Origin of the sequence: Methanolapillus millepedarum (assembly GCF_032594115.1) — an archaeon.
GTDB classification, from domain to species: Archaea; Halobacteriota; Methanosarcinia; order Methanosarcinales; family Methanosarcinaceae; genus Methanolapillus; species Methanolapillus millepedarum.
This window is the reverse complement of record NZ_CP131060.1, coordinates 333,423-356,499: the sequence shown is the minus strand read 5'-3', so window position 1 is coordinate 356,499 and position 23,077 is coordinate 333,423. Positions and strand designations below refer to the sequence as shown.

The following is a 23,077-nucleotide window of genomic DNA, read 5'->3' as shown; positions in this document are numbered from 1 at the left end:
TACAAGGATGTATTTAAAGGTGTTCCTTGGAATTCAAGGGGAAAATGACAAATAATGAGGAAGGAATGACAGATTTTGACTTGAAAAGTCATTTGAAAAATATCCGTCTTTTTTGAAAGATTCATAAAACGTGCTGCCATAACGCGCGCAGCGGCGGTGGAAAATAAAAACGGAATGAAGATCAGAGAAAAATAGAATTAAATAATAGAAAATTTGAATCCGAAAAACGGATTCAAATCATTTGACAATCACAACAACCGCGTCGCCGACATTTAAAATATCAACTTCACGACCGCCCGAAATCATTTCTTTTTTAATTTCAATGGCGTTTTCCGGAAGTTCAATCGTTTCTCCGCCGACTTGAACGGTGATTTTTCCGGCGGATTTCATATTCTCCGCGTCTTTGGGCGAAAGCGCCTTTAAAGCCGCAGAAACAGCGCCTGCGCGGTCTCTGAACGTTGGCCCGATTAAACCTTGGTTCGGCTTCACTTCAACCGGCACGTGCTCAAATTCAGGCTTTTTGGACATGAGTTCCACCGGTGACGTTGTAGCGCCGGAGATGTCGCTTGCGTCAATTTTGACGTTATAAATCTCAATCTTTTTGAGCGGCGCGTTGAGAGCCATTTTCCGGTCGGATTTGTAACTGCGGATTTCGCCGGTGATATTTTTGATCAGTTCGCCGGCGGCTTCGGCATCGTCCGATAAGAATTTTTCATCGGCAACCGGCCAACTCTGTTGGTGAACGCTTTCCGATCCGATTCTGGAATACATTTCCTCCGCCAAAAACGGCGTGAACGGCGCGAGAAGTTTGCATAATGTTGAAATGGCGGTAAAGAGCGTGTATCGGGCGGCGTTTTTGGCGTCGGCGTTGTCGCCGTAAAGCCGGGCTTTCACCAATTCCAAATAGTTATCGGCAAGAGTTTCCCAAGCAAAAATACGAATGCTTTTAAACGCTTCGTCAAAACGCGCGTTTTCCATCATGTCGGTTGTCTCCGCAATCAAACGGTTCAATTTTGAGAGCAGCCAGAGGTCAGTCTGCTTGAGCTTTTTTGTGTCAAACGCCTTTTGGTCTTTCTCGGCGAAATTGTCCAAATTCATCATGGAGAAACGGTAAATATTCCACATTTTTTGAATCAGCCGCGAGGCGGAAACCACATCTTTCCAGCGGAACATGACGTCGGAACCGACGCTGCCGCCAAGAGCCGCCCACTGGCGGAATGCGTCGGCGCTGTGTTCCACCAAAACGTCTTCCGGCGAAATGACATTTCCAAGCGACTTGCTCATTTTGTGGCCGTCGGGACCGAGAACCATGCCGTTAATCATGATGGTTTCCCACGGGATTTGGTTTTCAAGGGCTTTCGCGCGCAGAATCGTGTAAAATGCCCAAGTTCGGATAATATCGTGTCCTTGCGGGCGCATCTGCGTCGGAAGGCGAAGCGTTTTGTCGCTGTCCCAGCCGCTTACGTGAAGAGCCGTGAGGGATGAGTCCATCCAAGTGTCGAGAACGTCGGTTTCCCCGTAAAATTCCGTCGAGCCGCAAGAACAGGCTTTTGGCGGTTGCTTTTGCGTCGGGTCAATCGGAAGCCAAGACTCTTCCGCCATCATAATTTCACCGCACTTCTGACAGTACCAGACCGGAATCGGCGTTGCGAAAATACGCTGGCGGGAAATGCACCAGTCCCATTCCATTGTGTTGGTCCAGTTTTCAAGGCGCACCTTCATGTATTCGGGAATCCAATCAATTTTGTCGGCGGACGACAGAATTTCTTCCGGTTTGACTTTCACGAACCATTGCGGTTCGGATAAGATTTCAATCGGGGTTTTGCAGCGCCAGCAAAGGCCGACGTTTTGGTCGAGCTCTTTTTGGTCGTACAGATAATTTTCGGATTTGAGGTCCTCGATGATTTTCTTTTTACAATCCGGAATGGTCATTCCGGCATACTTTCCGGCGGCGTTGGTCATCAAACCGCAGCGGTCGATGGCTTTGGTGACTTTTAAGTCATGAACTTTCGTCCAGCGGATGTCTTGTTTGTCACCGAACGTACAAATCATCACAACGCCGGTTCCGAATTCCGCTTCGACGGCATCGTCGGCGATAATCGGCACTTTTTGTCCGAAAATCGGAACAATCAGATGTTTTCCGACATACTGTTTGTAACGTTCGTCCGCGGGAGACACGGCAACGGCCGCACACGCGCACAGAAGTTCGGGGCGGGTGGTGGCGATGCAAAGCTTGATGTTACCGTCTTCTGCAAGCGTAAAGTGTAAAAAGTTTAATTTGGTTTGGTTGGATTCATATTCTACTTCAGCCAAGGCGATAGCCGTTTCGCAACGCGGGCACCAGTTAACGGGATGTTCTTCGTGGTAGACATAGCCTTTGTCATGCATTTTAAGGAAAGATTTTTGGGTTTTCACGAAGTAAGACGGCTCCATCGTAATGAATTCGTTGCTCCAGTCGTTTGAAAAACCAAGCCGAAGCATTGTATTTCTCATTTTCACGATGTTTCCGCGCGTCATGTCTTCGCACATTTGCCGGAACTGCGCGCGCGGGACTTGGTTCTTGGTAATGTGGTTCATTTCTTCGACTTTCACTTCAGTCGGAAGGCCGTGGCAGTCCCACCCTTGCGGAAACATGACATTAAACCCGCGCATGCGCTTGTAGCGGGCGACAAAGTCGATATAACACCAGTTGAGTGAATTCCCGATATGGAAATTGCCGGTCGGATACGGCGGCGGCGTATCAATAATATATTGCGGGCGTGTGTTGTCCGCCCAATCGAAATAATACATGGATAAATCCCACGTGTTCATCCATTTTGTCTCAACGTCGTTGGCAACGTAATCTTTCGGGATTTCAGACATAGTAACTCCTTTGTTCGATAATATTAAATGAAATATGGGTTTATGTAAACATCATTTGTTATAAAAATGTTTTACCACAAAGCCAATCAGACGGTCAAAAATGAGCCGGGAATGAAATTTATGGATGAAATTTCTAAAATTGATGAAAATGTCGTAAATTCCGAGATTACCCGTTTGGTTCGGGAAATTAAAGCAGTTCGGGATGAGTTGGATGAGTTGACGGAACTGGAAGAGACTCTCAAAAGCGAACTGATCGATCGGTTCAAATCCGAAAATATTGATAATTATGAAGGAGCAGGTGTCACTGTCGATTTGGTGGAGGCAAAAATCGAAAACAGATTAGACACAAAACGGCTGAAAGAAGAAGACCCGGATCTGTATCAGAAGTATTTGCATCCGGTTGAAAGGCGGGAACACTTGAGATTTCGAAAAACGGATTGATTTGACTCTTTTTTGTTTTTGGAGGGCGGCAGCGCGCGCGTTATGGCGATACATTTTCATTTCGAGTCAAAGAAAAAGGGTGCAGTTTTTGAAAAATAAAGAGAAACAGCCCACGCTTTTATGATAATGTCATGCAAACCGCCCCGAAAAATCAAACGCTTTGCGTTTGATTTTCTCGGATTTCGAGGAATGCCGGCAGAATTGGAAACAGCAGATGCAAATCGGAGCTGCAAGCAACAGATGCAAACTGAAACTGTAAACAGTCAGCGAAAACCGGAACCGTAAGCAGTAAGGTGCAATCTGTAAATTTAAAAATAGAATTCGTCTGCAAGTGATACCCGTTTAAACAGACGCAAAATGCGTCTGTTTAAGCGGGATGGTTTGCTTGGCTTAAAAACAAAAAATTACCGACCGGCTTGCTTGATTCAAATCAAAAGTGTGTCGCCATAACGCGCGTGCCGGCAACACGCTTTCAAAAAAGAACGCAACAGAACTCGTTTTTCCAGAGAATCAGCCCGGAGAGATTACTTTCACCGCGCAATAATTAGGTTTTTATCTATCCTCTTAATTGAAAGACATAGCTTATTACATACCATCTAAAAATCTGCAAATTTCAACAAATCAGATTCAACCCGAATCTCTATAACAGGATCCTTATGAAAGAACTCATGATCAAAGGTGCCCGCGAGCACAATCTCAAAAACATTTCCGTCAATATCCCAAAAGACCGCTTAACCGTTATTACCGGCGTTTCCGGTTCCGGAAAATCAACGCTGGCGTTTGACACGATCTATGCTGAAGGACAGCGCCGATATGTGGAATCGTTGTCTTCTTACGCCCGCCAATTCTTGGGACTCATGGACAAACCCGACGTCGACAGCATTGAGGGTTTGTCGCCGGCGATTTCCATCGAACAAAAAACGACGTCCAAAAACCCGCGCAGTACGGTCGGAACCGTAACTGAAATTTATGATTACTACCGCCTGCTGTTCGCAAGAATCGGAACGCCTTACTGTCCGGAACACAATCTTAAAATCGAATCCCAATCCCCGGAAAAAATCGCCGATCTTGTTTTTTCCGAATTTGAAGGAATGGTGACCGTTTTTTCGCCGATCGTCCGGAAAAAGAAAGGAACATACCAGCAGCTGATTAAAGATTTGAACGCCGAAGGATTCACCCGCGTCCGTGTCAACGGTGACATTTATCGGACGGACGAAGAAATCGATCTTGAGCGCTACAAAATGCATGACATCGACGTTGTCATTGACCGGATTGACGTGGACGACGAAAACGAGCGCTCGCGTTTGGTTGAAGCTTGCGAGCGCGCCACCGAAAAATCAGGCGGTCTTGTTTATGTTAACGGGAAGCCGAATTCGTTTCGAAAAGACGGCAAGGAAACAAAAGGCCTATCCCGGAAAATTATCCGCAAAAACGCAACCGTCAATGATTCAAAATCCGGCGGCTCAGATGCGGATGTTCTCATCGAAGTCACATATTCGTCCAAAATGGCTTGCCCCGAATGCGGCCTGTCCTTTGAAGAACTTCAGCCGCGTATGTTTTCATTTAACAGCCCGTTTGGCGCCTGTCCGGAATGCAACGGTCTCGGCATTAAAATGGAATTTGACGAAGATCTTTTGATTCCCGACAAATCCTTGTGTTTGGCTGAAGGTGCCGTTGCCGTTTACCGGAATTTTTTAGATGGGTACCGTCAACAATATTTGACAGCGGTTGCCAAGCATTACAAATTCTCGCCGATGACGCCGATTTGCGACTTATCGGAAAAACAATATGATGCTCTCATGCACGGTTCGGATGAAAAAATTAAATTCGATATGAGCATGAGCGGCGGCGACGTCAGTTATACGTCAACCAACTATTGGGAAGGTATTTTGCCGCAGTGCATCCGCCTTTATTCGCAAACGGAATCGGACTACCGCCGCCAGGAACTGGAAAAATTCATGAAAGTATCCAAATGCCAAAAATGCGACGGCCAGCGCTTGAATGAAAAAGCGTTAGCGGTTAAAATTAACGGCTTTAATATTATTGATGTCACCAAAATGTCCGTCGCGGAATCGATTGAATTTTTCAACACGGTGCCGCTTTCGAACAAACAACAGGAAATCGCGGCGTTGATTTTAAAAGAAATCCGCGCCCGTTTGAACTTTTTGGACCAAGTCGGCATCGGTTATTTAACACTTTTCAGAAACGCGGGGACCTTATCGGGCGGTGAAGCGCAGCGCATCCGGCTGGCGACTCAAATCGGTTCAAACCTGACGGGTGTTCTTTATGTTTTGGATGAGCCGTCGATCGGGCTTCACCAACGCGATAATCAAAAGTTGATCGATACACTCCGCCATTTGCGCGACCTTGGAAACACTTTGGTTGTGGTCGAACATGACGAAGATACGATTTTAAGCGCCGACTATGTGATCGATATGGGCCCGGGCGCCGGTGTGACGGGCGGGCATGTGGTTTCCGCCGGGACGCCCGACGAAATCGAAAAAGATCCGAAATCGCTGACCGGCCGCTATTTGTCCGGAAAAGAAAGTATTCTGCTTCCGGCGACACGCCGTGTGTCGGACCAGTTTATCCGTTTGTCCGGCTGTACGGAGAATAATCTTAAAAATGTGAATTTAGAAGTTCCGATGGGAACGCTGACGGTTGTGACCGGCGTTTCCGGTTCCGGAAAATCAACGCTCATTTACGACACGCTTTACCCGGCGCTTATGAAAGAAGTTCACGACTCCAAGATGGATGCCGGCGACTACAAGTCTTTGAAATTAGACCTCCCGGTCGATAAAGTAATTGTGATTGACCAGGACCCGATCGGAAAAACGCCCAGATCGAATCCGGCGACGTACACCAAAATTTTTGACCGCGTCCGCGACATCTTTTCGGAAACCAAGGAAGCGAAAATCCGCGGTTACGCGCCCGGCCGTTTTTCATTTAACGTTCAAGGCGGCCGCTGTGAAGCTTGTCAAGGCGATGGGTTAATTAAAATCGAAATGAACTTTTTGCCGGACGTTTATGTGGAATGCGAGGAGTGTAAAGGAACGCGCTACAATAAAGAAACGCTTGAAGTCAAGTATAACAGCAAGTCGATTGCCGAAGTTCTGGACATGACGGTTGCCGAGGCTCAGGAACACTTCAAAAAAGTGCCGTTCATCCATGATAAGTTGGACACGCTTTCCCGCGTCGGCCTGGATTACATTAAGCTTGGTCAAAGTTCAACAACGCTGTCGGGCGGCGAAGCGCAGCGCATTAAGTTGACCCGGGAATTGTCCAAGAAAGCGACCGGAAGGACCGTTTACCTGCTTGACGAGCCGACCACGGGGCTTCATTTCCATGACGTGAAAAAATTGATTTCGGTTCTTAACGATTTAACCGATATGGGCAACACCGTGATTGTGATCGAGCATAATTTGGATGTGATCAAATGTGCCGACTACATCATTGACATGGGTCCCGAGGGCGGCGACGCCGGCGGAAAAATTATCGCGACAGGAACGCCCGAAGAGTTAATTTCCAATAAAAAGAGCCATACGGCGGTTTATTTGAAAAAGTCCATCGAAAAATCGGAATATGGTGAGTTGCCCTCCGGTGAAAAGAAGAAGCCGGCCGGAAAAGAAAAATCGGCCGGCAAATCAGAAATTCCGGAAAAAGAATCCGGAAAAAAACCAAAAGCGGCCGTCAAAAAATAACGAAATGTAAATTCGTTTATTTTGATTTCTCTTCTCTCCTCTTCTTTTTTCATATTTTTCATTTTTCTTTTTGATTATTTTATTATTTTGGTATTGTTTTCATTATTTCATTCTTATTTTTACATTTCATTGCCATTGAATTATATTTCAATATTTTTAAATAAGAGCAGAACAATTCCAATTTAGAAATCATCTTCGATTTCTTATTTTATTATTTTTTGATTTTTGAACATACTATAAAACAATTCAAGACGAGGTGTTTATTTTATGAGTGAAAATTTAATGGACACACTTTCCAAAGGGTTTTCTCATTTCTCTAAAAACCCGATTTTATGTGCGCCGGTCCTCTTGATGTACGCAAGCATTATTCTCATTACGTTCGCGTTTGTATTTGTACTGGTAATTGTTTTTGGCGCAGCCCTTTTCTCTTCGCCAACCGCCGGTGTTCCGGATATTTCCGGCGGCATGGTGGGTGCTTTACTGATTGCCCTTTTGCTTTTTGTTGTTGTGACTCTCATCATTTCATCCTACATAACGGCCGGCTTGACCGGTATGTGTAAAGAAGTAGAGACCACCGGAAAGACAGTTCTTTCGGATATGTCTAAATACGGCAACAAATCCTGGTTCAGAGTTTTGATTTCGACTGTTTTGACGGGATTGCTCTCGGCTTTGTCCATTGTGTTCTTAATTCCAGCCATTTTCGAATTGGCTGACTCCGGCGTTACCAGTCAAATGTGGTTGGACGCTGCCAATTCATATGCTGCAGGAAACTTATTTGCGTATGAGCAAATTGTGACAATGGCTATGGAATCCGCCGCATTTTCATTGACCGGCGGTCTTTTGTTAATGCTGGTTTATTTGCTGATCATCACATTCGTGTTTTACTTTATGACATATGCGATTGTTATTGATGATTTATCTGTCACAGCCGGTATTAAGAAATCGTGGAGTTTACTGAAAACAAACCCGGGAACAGTCATTTGGTTTATCATCGTTGTCATAATAATTACCGGCTTGATTTCCTTGATTGGATCTTTCATGTCGAACATTTTGGCTTCCACCGTCATTTTATCATTTGTCGGTGTATTAATTTCCCTGATCCTTAAAATTGTCATTATCGTTTTGGTAACGATTTGGACAACTCGGAAATATCTCATTTTGACCGGGCAGCCGCTTTACGAAGAAGAAGATTTGCTTTCGTATTAAAAATCAGAATCTGTCTGTAATATCCGTCAATTTATTTCGCAGTTGATTCGATCCCGCTTTCGGTTTCGAATCTTTTTCAATTTTTCAATATTTTCCGTTTTTTTGTTTTTCCGTTTTTTTCCGTTTTAATTGTCCATTTTTGAAAATCCTCGTTTTTTGATTTTTCATTTTCAAGAGCCTTCTTTGGAATAATTATATATACTTATATTTTTATAATATATTTGTTTATTTATTTTGATAGATATTTAAAACATTCAAATTTAAGCTTACTGTATTCGATTTGATGTTTTTGATCTTTTAAAATAAATATTTCACATATTCACATAAATACAGTGATTGTTATCAATTTTTGTAAAAATCAATAAGGAGTTTATTTATGACGGAAAGTTTGCAAGAAACACTCAAAAGAGGCTTTTCCGATTTTAAAAGGAATATGATGCCTCTGACAATTCCGCCGCTTTTGATGATGGTTGTAATTTTCATTTTAAGCATCATTTTCGGCGCGATTCTCGGCTATTTTATGTATATGGATATCGCAAGCGTTGGCAGCGGAACGGTGACATACAACTATTGGGCCTTCCTCATTCTGACAATTGTTTTTGTTCTCGTTATTCTGTTGATTTCCGGTTACTTTACCGCCGCAATCGTTGGCCTGTCCAAAGAAGCGGTGACTATCGGCACGACCAAATGGAAAAACATGTGGGGTTACGGCAAAAAATACTTTGTCCGGATTACTTTGGCCACCATCATTTCAACCATTTTAAGTTTGCTTGCCATTATTTTTTACCTCCCGCTCATCTATGAGCTTTACAAAGCCGGAACTGACCCGACAGTGGTTTTCGGAACGCCGGTGGCGATGATGCAGCTTTTGGACGATATGACCATTTACTACTATGCCGGCATGATTCTGTCAACGATTTACTATATTTTGCTCTCGTTTGTCATTTATTTCGTGTCGTACGCCATCGTTGTCGACGATATGAAAACCATTGCCGGATTCAAGAAATCCTATCAAATGCTTAAGGAAAACACCATCCAAGTCATGTGGTTCGTTTTGGCGGTGACCATCATCAGCATGTTGGTTGTTATGGTGATTATGTTCCTCTTCTACGTTTTCGCCTGGCTGCTCGGTATTGCCGGCCTTTACATCGCCGAGATTTTGGCGTTTATCATCATCATTTTCCTGGTGGCTTTGACATCCGTTTGGGGCGCCCGCGCCTATTTCGTTTTGGAAAAGCGGCCGGTTTTTGTCGATGAAGACTCACAAAAAAAGACGGCGGAGCAAACTCAGTAATTTATGAAGTATAAAATTATGAAAATCGGAAATGAAAGCTCATTTCCCCTTTTCATTTTTCTTTTTTCCATTTTTTTCGTTTTTAATGAGTTTGATTCCACTCGGATTCAATTCAAAATTCAATTCAAAATTCAATTCAAAATTCAAAACGATTTCTTTTTTCGGAATGTTTAATTTTTTTCAATTCGCTTTTCCAATAATTATTTATACTCTTCAATTTAATATGCATTGTCGATTGCAATGTTTTACCTATTTTTAAAGATTGCATCATCAGATTTTGTTTTACTGACCGGACCAATTCAATAAATTTGGTCAATTGTTATTGTTTTTAAAAGGAGTTATTGTTATGGAAAGTATATCCGATACGATTACAAAAGGTTATCACACGCTGAAAAAGAATCAATCACTTGTTTCTCCGATGTTGATTTATTTAGTGGTTAATTTCATTGTCAGCTTTGTTATTCAAATTCTCAGTATGTTCACGGCAGTATTGGGATACACCGGTTCATATTCAATTGTTATGATCATCTTGCTCATTCTTTCTCTCATTTCCATTGTTATTATGATGGTGCTGGGCGCCTATTTCAGTGCCGGCGCAATCGGTCTTGCAAAAGATGCCACTTCTACCGGAAAAGTCAATTGGTCCGATATGTGGGCTTACGGAAAGAAGTACTATGTCCGACTCTTTTTAGCTCAAATCGTTCTGACATTGATCAGTTTTGTTTCGGTCTTATTTTTCATTCCATTTATCTATGAATATTCTACATACGTGACATTTATGGGCGTGTCCAGCACAGCCATGGTCACTTATCTGATTCTGGGTCTTCTTTTGGCACTGATTTATTTGATTGTGGTTAGTATCATCTTGTATTTCGTGAGCTATGCGATTGTCATTGACGATTTGTCTGTTACAGAAGGATTTAAAAAATCATACAAATTGTTCCGGGAACACACAGTGAAAATTATTCTGTTTAATTTGGCGATCATTGGAATTGCTATATTCATTGGAATTGTTTTTTCGCTGATTATGGCTTTCTCGGTTGTTTTCTTTATATCCCCTGCTTTAGCAATCATCGGACTTTTGATTATGATGATTGTGTATCTGATACTGATTGTTGTTTTCTTCCTCTTCTTAGTTTTAATCTACATCTGGAGCACCCGCTACTATATGGTCTTGACCGGAAAGCCGATCTTTGACGGCGACAACGAACCTCACCAAGATATACCCCAAAATCATTTGGCGGAAATGAGATCGGAAGAAGAAACGGCTTCATCTTCTCAAACGGAAGAAAACCCTCAAATTAAAACCGACGACGACGAAGAAAGCGAATTAAACAATTAACCATGATGTGATTTTCACATCATTTTTAATTTTTTGTTTTACTTCTTTTTCTCTTTTCCTTTTTATAATTTTATTTTTTTCTTTTCATTTTTATTTTGTTTTAGGTTGCTGATTAGATAATTCTTTAAATATCCGGGATATATGAAAGAATACCTTTTTATTAAAAATTTACAATATATTTCGCTTTGAGGTCATATTTATGGAAAAACAAATTCATGGGAATGTTTGGAAATTCGGGGACGACATTGATACCGATGTCATCATTCCCGGTAAATATTTGAGAACAACCGACATGCAAGTGTTTGCTGACCATGTTCTGGAAGGAGTAGATCCTGATTTTTCAAAAAAAGTTCAAAAAGGAGACATTATCGTTGCCGGCGACAATTTCGGCTGCGGTTCATCCCGTGAACAGGCGCCGCTCGCGATTAAATATGCCGGCGTTTCTTGCGTGATCGCGAAATATTTCGCCCGTATCTTTTTCAGAAACGCGATCAATGTCGGACTTTTAATTATAGAGGCTGACATCGACGCCCAAGAAGGAGATACAATTGACATTGATTTGGAAAAGGGAACCATTTGTGTGAATGGCGACAAAAATAAAACGTATCCGGCCAAAAAAATCCCGGATTTCCTGTTTGAAATTTTAGAGGACGGCGGTCTTGTCGAACACCGGAAAAAGAGTCCGGCCAAATAACAATACGAACAGACAAAATACAAATTTTGGTGTTTTTAAATGAGAATCGCAATTGTTGAGGGAGACGGTATCGGAAAAGAAGTCATTCCGGAAGCCGTTTCGATTTTGGATTATTTCAATGAAAAACGCGGCCTTGGATTTGAAAAAGTGCCGGTAGAAGTCGGATTGGGGAAGTGGGAAAAAACAGGCGAAGCTATTTCAGATGCCGATATTGCGCTTCTCAACTCATGCGACGCCGTTTTATTTGGCGCGATTACGACCGTGAGCGCTCCGTCTTACAAAAGCGTTGTTTTGCGCATCCGAAAAGAATTGGATTTTTTCGCGAACGTCCGTCCGATTCACCCGATTCCGGGCATTGAAAAGTGTTTGGATTACGGATTCTTAAAACCGGACACGGATATTGTTATTGTGCGCGAAAACACGGAAGGGTTGTATTCCGGAATTGAAGAGCTTGGCGACGAACGGTCAACAACGCTTCGTGTGATCACCAAAAAAGCCAGCGAACGAATTGCCGCTTTTGCGTCGGAACTCGCCTCGTCTCGAAAAAATAAGCTGACGATCGTTCACAAATCCAATGTCATTAAATCGGACAAACTTTTTTTGGATACCTGCAAAAAAACAGCTTTGGATTACTTTGTTGAACCGAACGATCTGTTGGTGGACGCCTTTTCTTACGATATGTTGATCCATCCCGAAAAATATGACGTGGTTGTCACGACCAATCTTTTCGGTGACATATTAAGCGATACCGGCGCCGTTCTTCTCGGAAGCATCGGGTTAGCCCCAAGCGCCAACATCGGCGACAAAAAAGCCCTTTTTGAGCCGGTTCACGGCAGCGCTCCCGACATTGCCGGAAAAGGAATCGCCAATCCGATGGCGGCCATTTTAAGCTTGAAAATGATGTTTGAATGGTTGAAAATGAATAAAGAAGCGGAACTGATTGAAAAAGCTGTTTCCATTTCCGTTTCGGAAAAAAAAGTGACGCCGGATCTTGGCGGAAATTTATCGACCCGGGAAGTCGGAAAATTCATTTTGGAACAAGTTAAAATACTCGATTCAAAAGCGGATAAAAAGAGTTGATTGATTTATCCGCTTTTGATTTCATTTATTTTATTTCTTTTTATTCTAATTCTCATTTGAGCATTTTCTTTTTTCATTTTCTTGATTCATGTCATCCGAGCAACACCAGGAAATATTTTCCGATAAACGGCCAAATGAACATGAAAAAAAATGACCCGAAAATGAAAACGCTGAGATAGAAACAAATCCTTTTGGACAAACGCGCCGCTTTCTCCGAACTCATTTTAAATTTTTCGGCAACGGTTTGAATGACAGCTCTAAAGACGTGACCGCCGTCCAGCGGATTCGCGGGCAGGCAGTTGAAAAGTCCGACATAGAAATTCAGCCACGCAATCCAAAAGAGAGCGTTTGCGATCCAAAAGATGCCGATTCCGAGCGGTTCTGCCCAACCGGTCGGCGCATAAAATTGCATCATGGATCCGGAAAAGCCGGAAAAACCCTCCCCGGTGAGTCCGAAAAACGGAAGCGCCATCACATAAATCCAAGCGGCCAACATCATTTTTAAGGAGCCGCTGATGTCTGAGAAGTCTAAATCAAACAACATTGACGGCAAGCGGTTTAAAATATCCAAATAGGTGGCGGCGTTAAATTGGCCGACCGAAAATCCCAAAAGACCGATGTGAAGCGGTCCGGACGTATAAGAAATGCCGATGTAAGCACGCGACGCGTTGGATGAGTTTTGACCAAGCGTGACCGTTAAATCGCTTGTTTGAACGAGATGGCCGTTTTCATCAAATGTTTCCGCCGTTAAAATGATGGTCTCCCCCGGTTTTTTTCCGGAAAGCATTTCCGAAAACCCGTTCATATCGGAAATATACGCGCCGTCGGCTTTATAAATGACCATCCCGGATTGAATTCCGGCAGCTTCAGCCGGAGAACCGGACACGACGTTTTGGATGTAAATGCCGGCATAATTTGTATTTTCCGCATTCGGATTTGTTTGCAATGTATAATCTGTCATGACGCGGTCATAGGCGGCGGTGACAGTCACTGTATCTCCGGGCATCACATTCTGTAACAAATTGTTCACCGAATTTGAATCTGTTACGTTTTGACCGTTGATATTGACCAGCACCATATCTTTAGAAAGACCGGCAACAGATGCCGGTGAGTTGTCATTTACATCCGTTATTTGCAAACTTCCGATGGACGTGATGCCGCCCAACACGGGACCGAAAAATAAAATGAAGGCGACCAGAGCAATACAGAAGTTGGCCATGACGCCGGCGGATAAAACACGTGACCGTTGAACATTAGAGGCGACAACTTTTGGTTTTTGGTGCGTCGGTTGCGTTTCCGCTCGGATGTTTTCCGCTGATTTGTCTTTTGCTTTTTGTTCGGCTTCACGCGCCCGGATTTCCTCAATGCTTGCGGTCATGTCATTGTATTCGGTTTCCGCTCTTTTGCGTTCCTCGTAATCAATTTCGCCGCCAAAAAGTTCGTCTTCGTCCGGCTCGGCAAAACCGCCGACCGGAATAATGGCCAAAAGAAGTCCCATAGATTTGACACGGATGCCTTCAACGCGCGCCAAAATGGAGTGGGAGAATTCATGAACGGCCAGCGTCACAATCAACGCAATCAGTCCCCATGTAAACGGAATGTAGTCGTTGACGCCCGGAATCAAAAAGATATTTTTGAGTTCATTATATTTTCCGGGTTCCATTACGGTTCCTTCAAGATACGTTTCAATCAAAGCGTAATCGGATGCCAGGACAAGCGCGAACATAAAAATCATGCCGATAAACATCAAAATAATACCAACATTCGCGAAGAGTCGCCAGAAACGTTTGGGTTTTGCCGCTTTGTCAATCCATTCAAGACCCCGGGTGGTTCGAATCATAAGAACGGGACCCCAGGCGGTTATATTGTGTTTTTCCCAAAAACCGCGCCGGTCCAAATAGGAAACAATCGTCCAATAAAGTAAAAAAACGGCAATCAAAGCCATTGTTAAAGGTTCCAATAAATCACCTGTGTGTTTTTAAAAGTTAAAGTCATGTTCGGAAATAAAAGTCTTTCAAATAAATAAGGTTTGGCAACAATGTCATCCGGTTTGCAGCATTCGGTTACTGTTGCTGTTGCGTTGCTGTTGCGTTGCTGCTGCATTTCATCGTAAATAAGCTGCCGACGTAATCTTCTATCGGACATCAATCCTTTAAATTTTTAGAAGAAAGGATTTTAATATCAATAATCCGTTTCATAAAACCATGTTAAGACATATGGTTATGTGGACTCTCAAAGATGAAGCACTCGGAAATCCGGCGGAGAAGAACTCTCTTTTGATGAAAGAAAAATTGGAAGGGCTTTTTGGAAAAATTCCGGAAATCTTGAACATTCAAGTTCAATTTAACTCTTTGCAAGGTGTGAACAATGCCGACGTTGTTTTGATTTGTGATTTCGAATCCGCGGAAAAACTGAAAGCTTATCAAAAAAATCCGCTGCATGTGGAAGTCGCCGAGTTTGTCAAAGGCGTGAACGCCGGCCGGTGTTCAATTGATTTTGAATTTTAATTCGGTTTCTTTCTCCACTTTTATTTAAGTTTCACCATTCAACTATTAATCATTCAAATAACATTCAAATTTTCAAAAAATCATTTATTTCAAATTCCATTATTGGTATGGTACATATGGCAAACAATTCAGGAAACGAAAAAGGAAACGTAAAACAAGCCGAAACCGAAAAAGAAGCGGTTTTGCCGCCGAAATCCAATTTCAGCGAATGGTTTAACACGATTATCGACATCGGAAAAATCATGGATGTCCGTTATCCGGTTAAAGGCCTTTACGTCTGGTATCCGTTCGGTTTCGGCATCCGAAAACGTGTGTATTCGATTATCCGGGACGTTCTTGACAATTCCGGCCATGAAGAAACACTGTTCCCACTTTTGATTCCTGAAAATGAATTTATGAAAGAAGCCGAGCATATCAAAGGCTTTGAAAACGAAGTTTATTGGGTCACACGCGGCGGAATGTCCCCGCTGGATGTCAATTTGGCGCTTCGTCCGACCAGTGAAACTGCCATTTATCCGATGTATAAACTGTGGGTGCGTTCCCATGCGGATTTGCCGATCAAATTATACCAAATCGTAAACACGTTCCGGTATGAAACAAAACACACGCGTCCGCTTATTCGTCTGCGTGAAATCACTTCATTTAAGGAAGCGCATACGGTTCATGCCACTTGGGATGAAGCCAAAGCGCAAGTCGATGAGGCTGTGATGCTTTATACGGAGATTTACCGCAAAATATCCATTCCGGTTTTGATTTCGCAACGTCCCGATTGGGACAAGTTTCCGGGCGGCGACTACACCATTGCTCTTGATGCCGTAATGCCGGACGGAAAAACGCTTCAAATCGGAACGGCACATCATCTCGGAACCAATTTCGCGAAAACATACGACATCACCTACGAAAATGAAAACGGAGAACAGGTTTTGGCCAACCAAACCTGTTACGGTATTTCCGAACGGTCCATCGCCGCTCTTATTTCTCTTCATGGCGATGACAAAGGATTGGTTTTGCCGCCGGTCGCCGCCCCGATTCAAGTTGTCGTGATTCCGGTTCTCTTCAAACAAGGAGCTGAAGAAGTCATGGCTGCCTGCAATACCGTTGTTGACTCTCTCAAAAAAGCGGGAATTCGTGTGGAAACGGATGCCAGCGACCTTCGTCCGGGCGCTAAATATTACAAATGGGAATTAAAAGGCGTTTGCCTCCGGATTGAAATCGGGCCCAAAGACATTGAAAAGAAGCAAGCTGTCTTGGTACGCCGCGACACCGGACAAAAAGAATTCGTGCCGCTGGATAACATCGTCGGCGAAGTGAACGCAAGATTGTCGGCCATGGGCAACGACCTGTACGCCGCCGCCGAAAAGAGGCAAAATGAATTTATTTTGCCGTGCAAAACATTGGAAGAAGTTAAAACCTCCATTCAAAAAGGTGTTGCCACCATTCCCTGGTGTGAAAGTGAAGTTTGCGGCAAGAGAATGGAAGAAGAAATCGGCGCTAAAATCCTTGGAATTCCGACGAAACAGGACGGGGTTGCCGGAACGTGTCCGGTTTGCGGAAACAACACGCCAAAGATTGTTTACGTAGCCAAAACTTACTGACGGAAAAAATGGAACGAAAGCAGATAGCGTTTCAATCGCATTGGGCCGCATACTTACTATACCACGGTTTTATGCAATATATGCAAAAAATTTATGCAACAATTTATATGCAATAAAGGCATTTGAAAACGCCACTTTCATTCCATTCTGATGAAAGTGTGTTCTTTTTCAAAAGTTTTTTATTTTAACTTTAAAATCCAATGTGAGGGATTATTTTGTTCCCAAATAAGAAAGTCCAAAAAATTATCGGATCGCGCGTCGTTGTGGAAATGAAAGGCGACTCTAACCTTTTAGAAGGAACATTGAGCACGGTTGACGACTATATGAATTTGCATTTGATTGACACCGTTGAAATTGTCAATGGTCAAAAAGAAAGGTCCCTTGGGTCTGTCGTTTTGCGCGGAAACAACATCATTTTAATTACGCCGCTTGACTGAGCAAACCAAAAATCGATCGTATGGACTATATTTTGTTATTTTCCTATTCGTTGAGTTGACTCAAATCCGCTGTTCGGATTAGGAATCGTGTACCATGGCAAAAGAGAAAAAAGTAGACGCAGAACAGGAAGTCCTGGATATTATAACGCGTGAAAAAGACGGCATTTACCAGAATGATATCTGGAAAGAGCTTGAATTTGACAGCCGCAAATGTTCACGGATTATCAAAAAGCTTTTAGACGCCGATTTGGTAATTCGCGAAAAGGCGGTTTACAACGGAACACAAACCTATTTGCTCAAAGCAAAGGCGGAAGAAAAAGAAAAGAATTTTGAAGTTTTAATGGTCAATGATATTTTTTCACCTTGTACCGGCTGCAGCGGGGAATGCCGCCCGGAATATTGTCCGGCTTTGACGTTTTGGGTTATCAACCTTCATGACAATCCGGAAGAACTCAAAAATTGTTTCGGCTACAGTGACAAAAGTTATGCGGATTCGGGAATTGAATCGGCGGAACCGGAAGAACAATCCGAATTCTCCGACGAATTCGGAGAAGAGTTCTCGGATGAGGGCGAATTTGAAGATGAGGAATATTAAAATTTCATTTATTTGATCCGATTCTTTCTCTTCATTTCGATTTTTTATTTTTATAAAATTCAGGCGGGCTGAACTCTTTTTTAAAAAAATCAATATCAATCAATCTCACCAAAATATATATATAGAAGATGTGCCTTTTTATGCTCACAGCGCGGACCTGTAAATAGGAATGCGTCAACATGATTATTTTAAAAACGTTAGCATAAACCGCAGTTAAACCGTAAATGTTTTGTGCGTTTTTATGTTTGTTTCACATGCTCCAGTAGTGTAGCTCGGCCAATCATTCCGGCCTTTCGAGCCGACGACTCGGGTTCGAATCCCGACTGGAGCATTTTTTTATGAATGTTCGTGCATCCGCAATTTTTAATAAATGTTTACGTGTTTTTGATTTATTTTTCGATCTATTTTCGTTATTAATTGAGACTTTTTGTTTTCTGCATTCATTGAATCTTTTTTCCGGATTCAGCTTTAATTTTTCTCTAATCGACAAATATATATATCTTAGATTTGTATTAGGCATCAATGTATTAATTTATACATTTGTGTAGATTTTAAAACATCAATTCAAATTAAAAAGGAGATCTGAATTTCATGGTGACTGATTATCACAAAGTCCAGTTGGATGAAAACGATATGCCAAAGAAGTGGTATAACATTGTTTCCGACTTAAAAACACCGCTTGATCCGCCGATGAATCCGGCGACCGGACAAGTCGCGACCGCAAAGGACCTGGAACCGGTTTTTGCAAAAGAACTTATTCGTCAGGAAATGAGTACCGAGCAATACATTGACATTCCGGCGGAAGTGCTCGATATTTACAAGGCGTTTCGTCCAAACCCGCTCCGGCGTGCGGTGATGCTTGAGAAGTATTTGAAAACTCCGGCCAAAATCTACTACAAATATGAAGGAGAAAGCCCGACCGGAAGCCACAAAACAAATTCTTCCATCCCGCAAGTGTATTACAATATGAAGCAAGGCGTCGAGCGCCTGACCACGGAAACCGGAGCCGGTCAATGGGGAAGCGCGCTTGCTTTTGCCTGCAACCACTTTGGTCTTGAAAGCATGATTTACATGGTGCGCTCCAGTTTTGCTCAAAAACCGCACAGGAAGACGCTCATGAACCTGTGGAACGGAAAAGTTTTGGCATCGCCGAGCAACAATACAGAATTCGGACGCCGCGTTCTTAAAGAAACGCCGGATACGCCCGGAACGCTTGGAATCGCGATTACGGAAGCGGTTGAAGATGCGCTCCGAACTCCGAACACGCGTTACACGCTTGGCAGCGTTTTAAATCACGTGATGCTTCACCAAACCATTATCGGCCTTGAAGCTCAAAAGCAGTTTGAGATGATTGAAGATTATCCGGATTACGTGATTGCGTGTTGCGGCGGCGGCAGCAACTTTTCAGGTCTGGCTTTTCCGTTTGTCAAAGACAAAATGGACAAAAACCTTGACACTCAAATCATTGCCGTGGAGCCGGAATCTTGTCCGTCTTTGACGCAAGGAGAATACCGATACGACTTTGGCGATACAGGTGCCATGACGCCGAAAATCAAGATGTACACGCTTGGCTGTGATTTCGTGCCTCCGAGCATGCACGCGGGCGGTCTTCGCTATCACGGCTGTTCACCGATTGTGAGCAATCTCTATGCGGACGGACTCATCAGCGCCGAAGCTCTTGGTCAAAAAGATATTTTCAATGCCGGCATTCTCTTCTCGCAAACGGAAGGGATTACAGCAGCTCCGGAGTCGACGCACGCGATTTGCTGCGCAATTAACAAAGCTTTGGAATGCAAAAAGACCGGCGAAGAAAAGACGATTGTTTTCAATCTCAGCGGCCACGGACTTTTGGACATGAGTTTCTATCAGGAATTTTTGGAAGGAAAGATCAAATAAAAAATTCGCTGCGCGAATTTTTCAAGGGCGGGGGGAGTTTGATTGCCGCCAAGGTTCGCTGCGCGAACGGCTCCTTCGTCGCTGAAAATATGTCCCGATTCTTTCGAAAATTCAAGCAAACCAACCCGCTTAAACAGATGCGTATCGCGTCTGTTTAAGCGGATACCGGAAAAGATGCAATTGGAAATCGCAGCAGTCAAGGCAACCCAGCATTGGAAACGGAAGGTGCAATTCTCAAATTCGAATGCGCTCGGTGCCGGAAAATTAAAAAATAAAGATAGTGCGCATTGATCTATGGAATATTTATTCCGGTTTGGAAAACAGTCCTGTTCCTTTTCTTTGCCGGTTTTGTCCGTCATCATTATATTCCATTCACCTGTATTTTTGCTCATGCTTCCGAAAGTTGTGATTCCGCTCAAACCGGACAACCCGAAGTCCCGATTGTCTTCCGTTTTATCAGACGCCGAGCGTCAAACGCTTCTCCGGTTGACGCTTGAACATGTCGTCACGGTTTTGAAATGCGCCGGAATCCGAGACTTAGATGTTTTATCAAAATCACCGCTTCCGGAAACGATTGAAAAATCGATCAGAACCTCTTTTGATGACTATGAAAACAAACGAACGGTCCGAATCTTAACGGACGAAAGAGACTTGAATACGGCAGTCAATTTCTATTTAAAAAGTTCAGGCCCGGTTTTGATCGTGATGGCGGATTTAGCGCTTGTGCGCCCGGAAAATGTCAAAAAGATGATTGAGCCGATTCAAAATCCGGACGAAACCAAAAATGAACGTTTCATCCGAATCGCGCCCGGAAAAGGCGGCGGAACAAACATGATTTATATCGGCGCGCCGGACGTTTTTGACGTTAAATATCACGGGCAAAGTTTTCGGAAACATCTGGACGAAGCAAAGACGCTCAACCTTCCGGTGGAAATTTATGATTCTTTTTACACATCTGTTGACATTGACGAGCCGGACGATTTGACGGAAATTCTCATTCATGGAGAAGGAGATTTGTATCAATTTGCTCGGGACATTTTGAGCATCCAAGAAACAAACGGGCGGAACAAACCGGAACATAAAAAATAAACCAAGTCAAAAAAATATTCGAAAACGATTCTTTTGTTCAATTTATTGTTCTATTCATCGTTCACTTCTCAAAAAGACGGGAATTTTTTCCCATGCAATCAAGGATTTGAAGGACAAATCATATATAGCAGGTATTAATTATAGAACAATTATTATTTCATATCATTTTATAATTTCTTAGGTTTTATTTAATTATTGTCTCATTCTATTTTTTTCAATAACCCCCGAAATACAGGTGAATGAACAGTGACAATCACAATCAACCGAAATAAATGCGGCTATTGCGGCGCGTGCGTTGCGGTTTGCAGTACGCTTGCGCTCGAATTGAAAGAAGTCCGAATTGAAGTGGATGAAGGACTTTGCAACAAATGCTCGTTTTGTAAGAAAGTATGCCCGGTCGGCGCCATTGAGGTGAAAAAATGAGCGTTGAAATGAAGGACGAATATGATGTTGTGGTTGTCGGCGGCGGCCCAAGCGGCGCGATGGCGGCAAAGTTTGCGGCTCTTGGCGGCGCTTCCGTTCTTTTGATTGAAAAGCGCCAGGAAATCGGAACGCCGATCCGTTGCGCTGAAGGCGTCGGGTTGAAAGATATGGACCGTTTCCTTGACCTTCAGCCGCGGCACATCTCCCAAAACATTAGCGGCGCCACTATTTACGCGCCGGACGGAACGGCGCTTAAGCTTCGGGCCAAAGAAGGCGAAATTGCCGGCTACATTCTTGAACGAAAAGTGTTTGACCGCTCTTTGGTCGAATCAGCCGCCAAAGCCGGTGCCGATGTTTTTACAAAATCGTCCGCGACAAGTCTGATCATGGAAAAAGACACCGTTGTCGGCGTTAAGATCTCACGGTTGGATGTCGAAAAAGAAATCCGCTGCAAAATCATCATTGGTGCCGACGGCGTCGAATCAAAAGTCGGACGCTGGGCCGGCCTTTGTCCGGCGATTAAATTAAAAGACATCGAATCCGGTGTTCAATTCTTGATGACGGACATAGATATCGATTCTGAAAACATTGAATTTTTCATGGGCAACCAATATGCTCCGGGCGGATATGTTTGGATTTTCCCCAAAGGAAAGGACCGCGCGAACGTCGGGATCGGTCTTCTCGGCAGCAAAATCAAAGACGGCGGACGGCCGATCGATTATTTGAACGAATTTGTCAAAAAAAGATTTCCGGATGGCAAAATCGCCGAAATCAATTATGGCGGCGTTCCGGTGTCCGGCGGACTTGAAAAAATGTACGGGAAAGGAATTATGCTTGTTGGCGACGCTGCGCAATGCACAGATCCGATTACGGGCGGCGGTATAAAAAGCGGTCTTTGGTCGGGCGAACTGGCCGGAAAAGTAGCGGCTGACGCGGTCAAATCCGGCAACTGGTCGGAAAAAGCGCTTTCTAAATACCAACACGACTGGGAAAAACTGTACGGAAAACCCATGCGTGTGAACTTGGTTTTGAAAGATTATTATGTGGACATGACGGATGAGGAGGCCAATAAGTTGGCTCATGAGCTTGCGAAACATGATTTTACGGGTGTCATGGAAGTTCCGGATTTGGTGAAAATCCTGTCCAAAGTGGATAAAAAATTGCTTCTTAAACTCGGAGCTGCTTACGTCGGATTTTAATCCGGCGGCTCTTTTTTTTATTTTCATTTTTGTTTATTCTTTTCTATTTTTTATTTCGTTCCTCTTCGATTCTTTTTCGTTAAATTTGAAATCTCGTTTCAAAAAACACTTTTATATTTGGCGTGTATTGGAATTGGCAGATCAATGCAAAGGAAATATTTGATAAAAATCGGGTTTTAAATATGGAAAAATTGAAAAAATCAATTCGTGTCATGGGATGCGGCAATTTGTGGATGGGCGACGACGGCGTCGGCATTCGTATTGTCGAAAAAATGATTCAAATGAAAGATGAAGGCGCCGTCTCATGCCTTTCAAATGTCGACATTATTGACGCCGGTGTTTCCGGTCTGGATATGCTTCCTTTTTTGGAAGGATTTGATAAAATCATTATCGTTGACGCGATTAAAAGCGGAGAAAACGTCGGGTCGATTTTAAAAGTCAAGGGAGAAGATCTTCTTTTGGGGGATGATGTCGGACGAATGATGTCGTCTCACGATGTTTCCGTTCCGACGGTTCTTTCCATTGCCCGCGAAATTCAAGAACTTCCTGAAATTGTGGTTTTCGGTGTTGAAATCGGAAAACATGGGGATGAAATTGATTTGACAACGGATATGTGCCCGGAGGTCGAAAGTGCCATTGACCGGGTCATTCCGCTTGTTATTGCGGAAATCGGGAAGGATTTGAACTTATAAATGATATGAGATTACTCATTTTAA

The 23,077-nt window shown here is 43.3% G+C and carries 19 protein-coding genes and 1 tRNA gene; 17 read left to right on the top strand and 3 right to left on the bottom strand.

Annotated elements, in window-relative coordinates; translation table 11 throughout:
* Positions 1-237 precede the first annotated feature (237 nt).
* Positions 238-2,862, bottom strand: coding sequence for a valine--tRNA ligase (locus MsAc7_RS01790; RefSeq protein WP_338102896.1), 2,625 nt, complete (start codon positions 2,860-2,862; stop codon positions 238-240).
* Between the two features lie 120 nt (positions 2,863-2,982).
* Between MsAc7_RS01790 and MsAc7_RS01785 the strand changes: the two genes are divergently transcribed.
* The 7 genes from MsAc7_RS01785 (at position 2,983) to MsAc7_RS01755 (ending at position 12,620) form a co-directional block, all read left to right on the top strand.
* Complete coding sequence (locus MsAc7_RS01785) at positions 2,983-3,303, top strand: hypothetical protein (RefSeq protein ID WP_338102895.1); 321 nt, start codon at positions 2,983-2,985, stop codon at positions 3,301-3,303.
* Positions 3,304-3,959: 656 nt separating this feature from the next.
* Positions 3,960-7,004, top strand: coding sequence for an excinuclease ABC subunit UvrA (gene uvrA / locus MsAc7_RS01780; RefSeq protein ID WP_338102894.1), 3,045 nt, complete (start codon positions 3,960-3,962; stop codon positions 7,002-7,004).
* Between the two features lie 267 nt (positions 7,005-7,271).
* Positions 7,272-8,210, top strand: a complete 939-nt coding sequence (locus MsAc7_RS01775; protein ID WP_338102893.1) for a DUF7847 domain-containing protein — start codon at positions 7,272-7,274, stop codon at positions 8,208-8,210.
* Positions 8,211-8,586: 376 nt separating this feature from the next.
* Complete coding sequence (locus MsAc7_RS01770) at positions 8,587-9,504, top strand: DUF7847 domain-containing protein (RefSeq protein WP_338102892.1); 918 nt, start codon at positions 8,587-8,589, stop codon at positions 9,502-9,504.
* 346 nt (positions 9,505-9,850) lie between these two features.
* Positions 9,851-10,846, top strand: a complete 996-nt coding sequence (locus MsAc7_RS01765) for a DUF7847 domain-containing protein (RefSeq protein WP_338102891.1) — start codon at positions 9,851-9,853, stop codon at positions 10,844-10,846.
* Between the two features lie 199 nt (positions 10,847-11,045).
* Positions 11,046-11,540 carry a homoaconitase small subunit gene (gene hacB, locus MsAc7_RS01760; protein ID WP_338102890.1) on the top strand — a complete coding sequence of 165 codons (495 nt, stop codon included), beginning with the start codon at positions 11,046-11,048 and terminating at the stop codon, positions 11,538-11,540.
* A gap of 39 nt (positions 11,541-11,579) precedes the next feature.
* A complete protein-coding gene (locus MsAc7_RS01755) occupies positions 11,580-12,620 on the top strand; it encodes an isocitrate/isopropylmalate dehydrogenase family protein (RefSeq protein WP_338102889.1) in 1,041 nt (346 codons plus the stop codon).
* 91 nt (positions 12,621-12,711) lie between these two features.
* On the opposite strand, the gene MsAc7_RS01750 is transcribed toward MsAc7_RS01755, so the two are convergent.
* Both MsAc7_RS01750 and MsAc7_RS01745 read right to left on the bottom strand, forming a co-directional pair.
* Entirely contained in the window at positions 12,712-14,580 is a 1,869-nt protein-coding gene (locus MsAc7_RS01750; protein WP_338102888.1) for a site-2 protease family protein, read from the bottom strand.
* Positions 14,568-14,765, bottom strand: coding sequence for a hypothetical protein (locus MsAc7_RS01745; protein ID WP_338102887.1), 198 nt, complete (start codon positions 14,763-14,765; stop codon positions 14,568-14,570). Before MsAc7_RS01745 ends, MsAc7_RS01750 begins: the two co-directional genes overlap by 13 nt.
* Before the next feature lie 71 nt (positions 14,766-14,836).
* Here MsAc7_RS01745 and MsAc7_RS01740 point away from each other — a divergent pair, with 71 nt between their 5' ends.
* The 10 genes from MsAc7_RS01740 to MsAc7_RS01695 all read left to right on the top strand — a co-directional run bounded on the left by MsAc7_RS01740 (position 14,837) and on the right by MsAc7_RS01695 (position 23,053).
* A complete protein-coding gene (locus MsAc7_RS01740; protein ID WP_338102886.1) occupies positions 14,837-15,127 on the top strand; it encodes a Dabb family protein in 291 nt (96 codons plus the stop codon).
* Between the two features lie 116 nt (positions 15,128-15,243).
* Positions 15,244-16,722 (top strand): proline--tRNA ligase, encoded by a 1,479-nt coding sequence (gene proS, locus MsAc7_RS01735; RefSeq protein WP_338102885.1) that lies wholly within the window; start codon positions 15,244-15,246, stop codon positions 16,720-16,722.
* A 215-nt stretch (positions 16,723-16,937) separates the two neighbouring features.
* Positions 16,938-17,159 carry an LSM domain-containing protein gene (locus MsAc7_RS01730; RefSeq protein ID WP_338102884.1) on the top strand — a complete coding sequence of 74 codons (222 nt, stop codon included), beginning with the start codon at positions 16,938-16,940 and terminating at the stop codon, positions 17,157-17,159.
* Between the two features lie 94 nt (positions 17,160-17,253).
* Entirely contained in the window at positions 17,254-17,754 is a 501-nt protein-coding gene (locus MsAc7_RS01725; protein WP_338102883.1) for a helix-turn-helix transcriptional regulator, read from the top strand.
* Positions 17,755-18,010: 256 nt separating this feature from the next.
* Positions 18,011-18,085: transfer RNA gene (locus MsAc7_RS01720), tRNA-Glu, on the top strand.
* Positions 18,086-18,345: 260 nt separating this feature from the next.
* Entirely contained in the window at positions 18,346-19,650 is a 1,305-nt protein-coding gene (locus MsAc7_RS01715; protein WP_338102882.1) for a TrpB-like pyridoxal phosphate-dependent enzyme, read from the top strand.
* A gap of 294 nt (positions 19,651-19,944) precedes the next feature.
* Entirely contained in the window at positions 19,945-20,739 is a 795-nt protein-coding gene (cofC, locus tag MsAc7_RS01710; protein WP_338102881.1) for a 2-phospho-L-lactate guanylyltransferase, read from the top strand.
* A gap of 246 nt (positions 20,740-20,985) precedes the next feature.
* Positions 20,986-21,162, top strand: coding sequence for an indolepyruvate ferredoxin oxidoreductase subunit alpha (locus MsAc7_RS01705; protein ID WP_338102880.1), 177 nt, complete (start codon positions 20,986-20,988; stop codon positions 21,160-21,162).
* Positions 21,159-22,361, top strand: coding sequence for an NAD(P)/FAD-dependent oxidoreductase (locus MsAc7_RS01700; RefSeq protein WP_338102879.1), 1,203 nt, complete (start codon positions 21,159-21,161; stop codon positions 22,359-22,361). The genes MsAc7_RS01705 and MsAc7_RS01700 overlap by 4 nt, the downstream gene beginning before the upstream one ends.
* Before the next feature lie 182 nt (positions 22,362-22,543).
* Positions 22,544-23,053: a hydrogenase maturation protease gene (locus MsAc7_RS01695; RefSeq protein ID WP_338102878.1), complete on the top strand. Its 510-nt coding sequence runs from the start codon at positions 22,544-22,546 to the stop codon at positions 23,051-23,053.
* Positions 23,054-23,077 lie beyond the last annotated feature (24 nt).

Coding starts and splice junctions, on each gene's coding strand:
- cofC (WP_338102881.1), top strand. CDS start 19,945: ATGGAATATTTATTCCGGTTTGGAAAACAGTCCTGTTCCTTTTCTTTG.
- MsAc7_RS01755 (WP_338102889.1), top strand. CDS start 11,580: ATGAGAATCGCAATTGTTGAGGGAGACGGTATCGGAAAAGAAGTCATT.
- MsAc7_RS01700 (WP_338102879.1), top strand. CDS start 21,159: ATGAGCGTTGAAATGAAGGACGAATATGATGTTGTGGTTGTCGGCGGC.
- MsAc7_RS01790 (WP_338102896.1), bottom strand. CDS start 2,862: ATGTCTGAAATCCCGAAAGATTACGTTGCCAACGACGTTGAGACAAAA.
- MsAc7_RS01785 (WP_338102895.1), top strand. CDS start 2,983: ATGGATGAAATTTCTAAAATTGATGAAAATGTCGTAAATTCCGAGATT.
- MsAc7_RS01715 (WP_338102882.1), top strand. CDS start 18,346: ATGGTGACTGATTATCACAAAGTCCAGTTGGATGAAAACGATATGCCA.
- MsAc7_RS01765 (WP_338102891.1), top strand. CDS start 9,851: ATGGAAAGTATATCCGATACGATTACAAAAGGTTATCACACGCTGAAA.
- MsAc7_RS01695 (WP_338102878.1), top strand. CDS start 22,544: ATGGAAAAATTGAAAAAATCAATTCGTGTCATGGGATGCGGCAATTTG.
- MsAc7_RS01745 (WP_338102887.1), bottom strand. CDS start 14,765: ATGTCCGATAGAAGATTACGTCGGCAGCTTATTTACGATGAAATGCAG.
- MsAc7_RS01770 (WP_338102892.1), top strand. CDS start 8,587: ATGACGGAAAGTTTGCAAGAAACACTCAAAAGAGGCTTTTCCGATTTT.
- MsAc7_RS01725 (WP_338102883.1), top strand. CDS start 17,254: ATGGCAAAAGAGAAAAAAGTAGACGCAGAACAGGAAGTCCTGGATATT.
- hacB (WP_338102890.1), top strand. CDS start 11,046: ATGGAAAAACAAATTCATGGGAATGTTTGGAAATTCGGGGACGACATT.
- uvrA (WP_338102894.1), top strand. CDS start 3,960: ATGAAAGAACTCATGATCAAAGGTGCCCGCGAGCACAATCTCAAAAAC.
- MsAc7_RS01740 (WP_338102886.1), top strand. CDS start 14,837: ATGGTTATGTGGACTCTCAAAGATGAAGCACTCGGAAATCCGGCGGAG.
- MsAc7_RS01775 (WP_338102893.1), top strand. CDS start 7,272: ATGAGTGAAAATTTAATGGACACACTTTCCAAAGGGTTTTCTCATTTC.
- proS (WP_338102885.1), top strand. CDS start 15,244: ATGGCAAACAATTCAGGAAACGAAAAAGGAAACGTAAAACAAGCCGAA.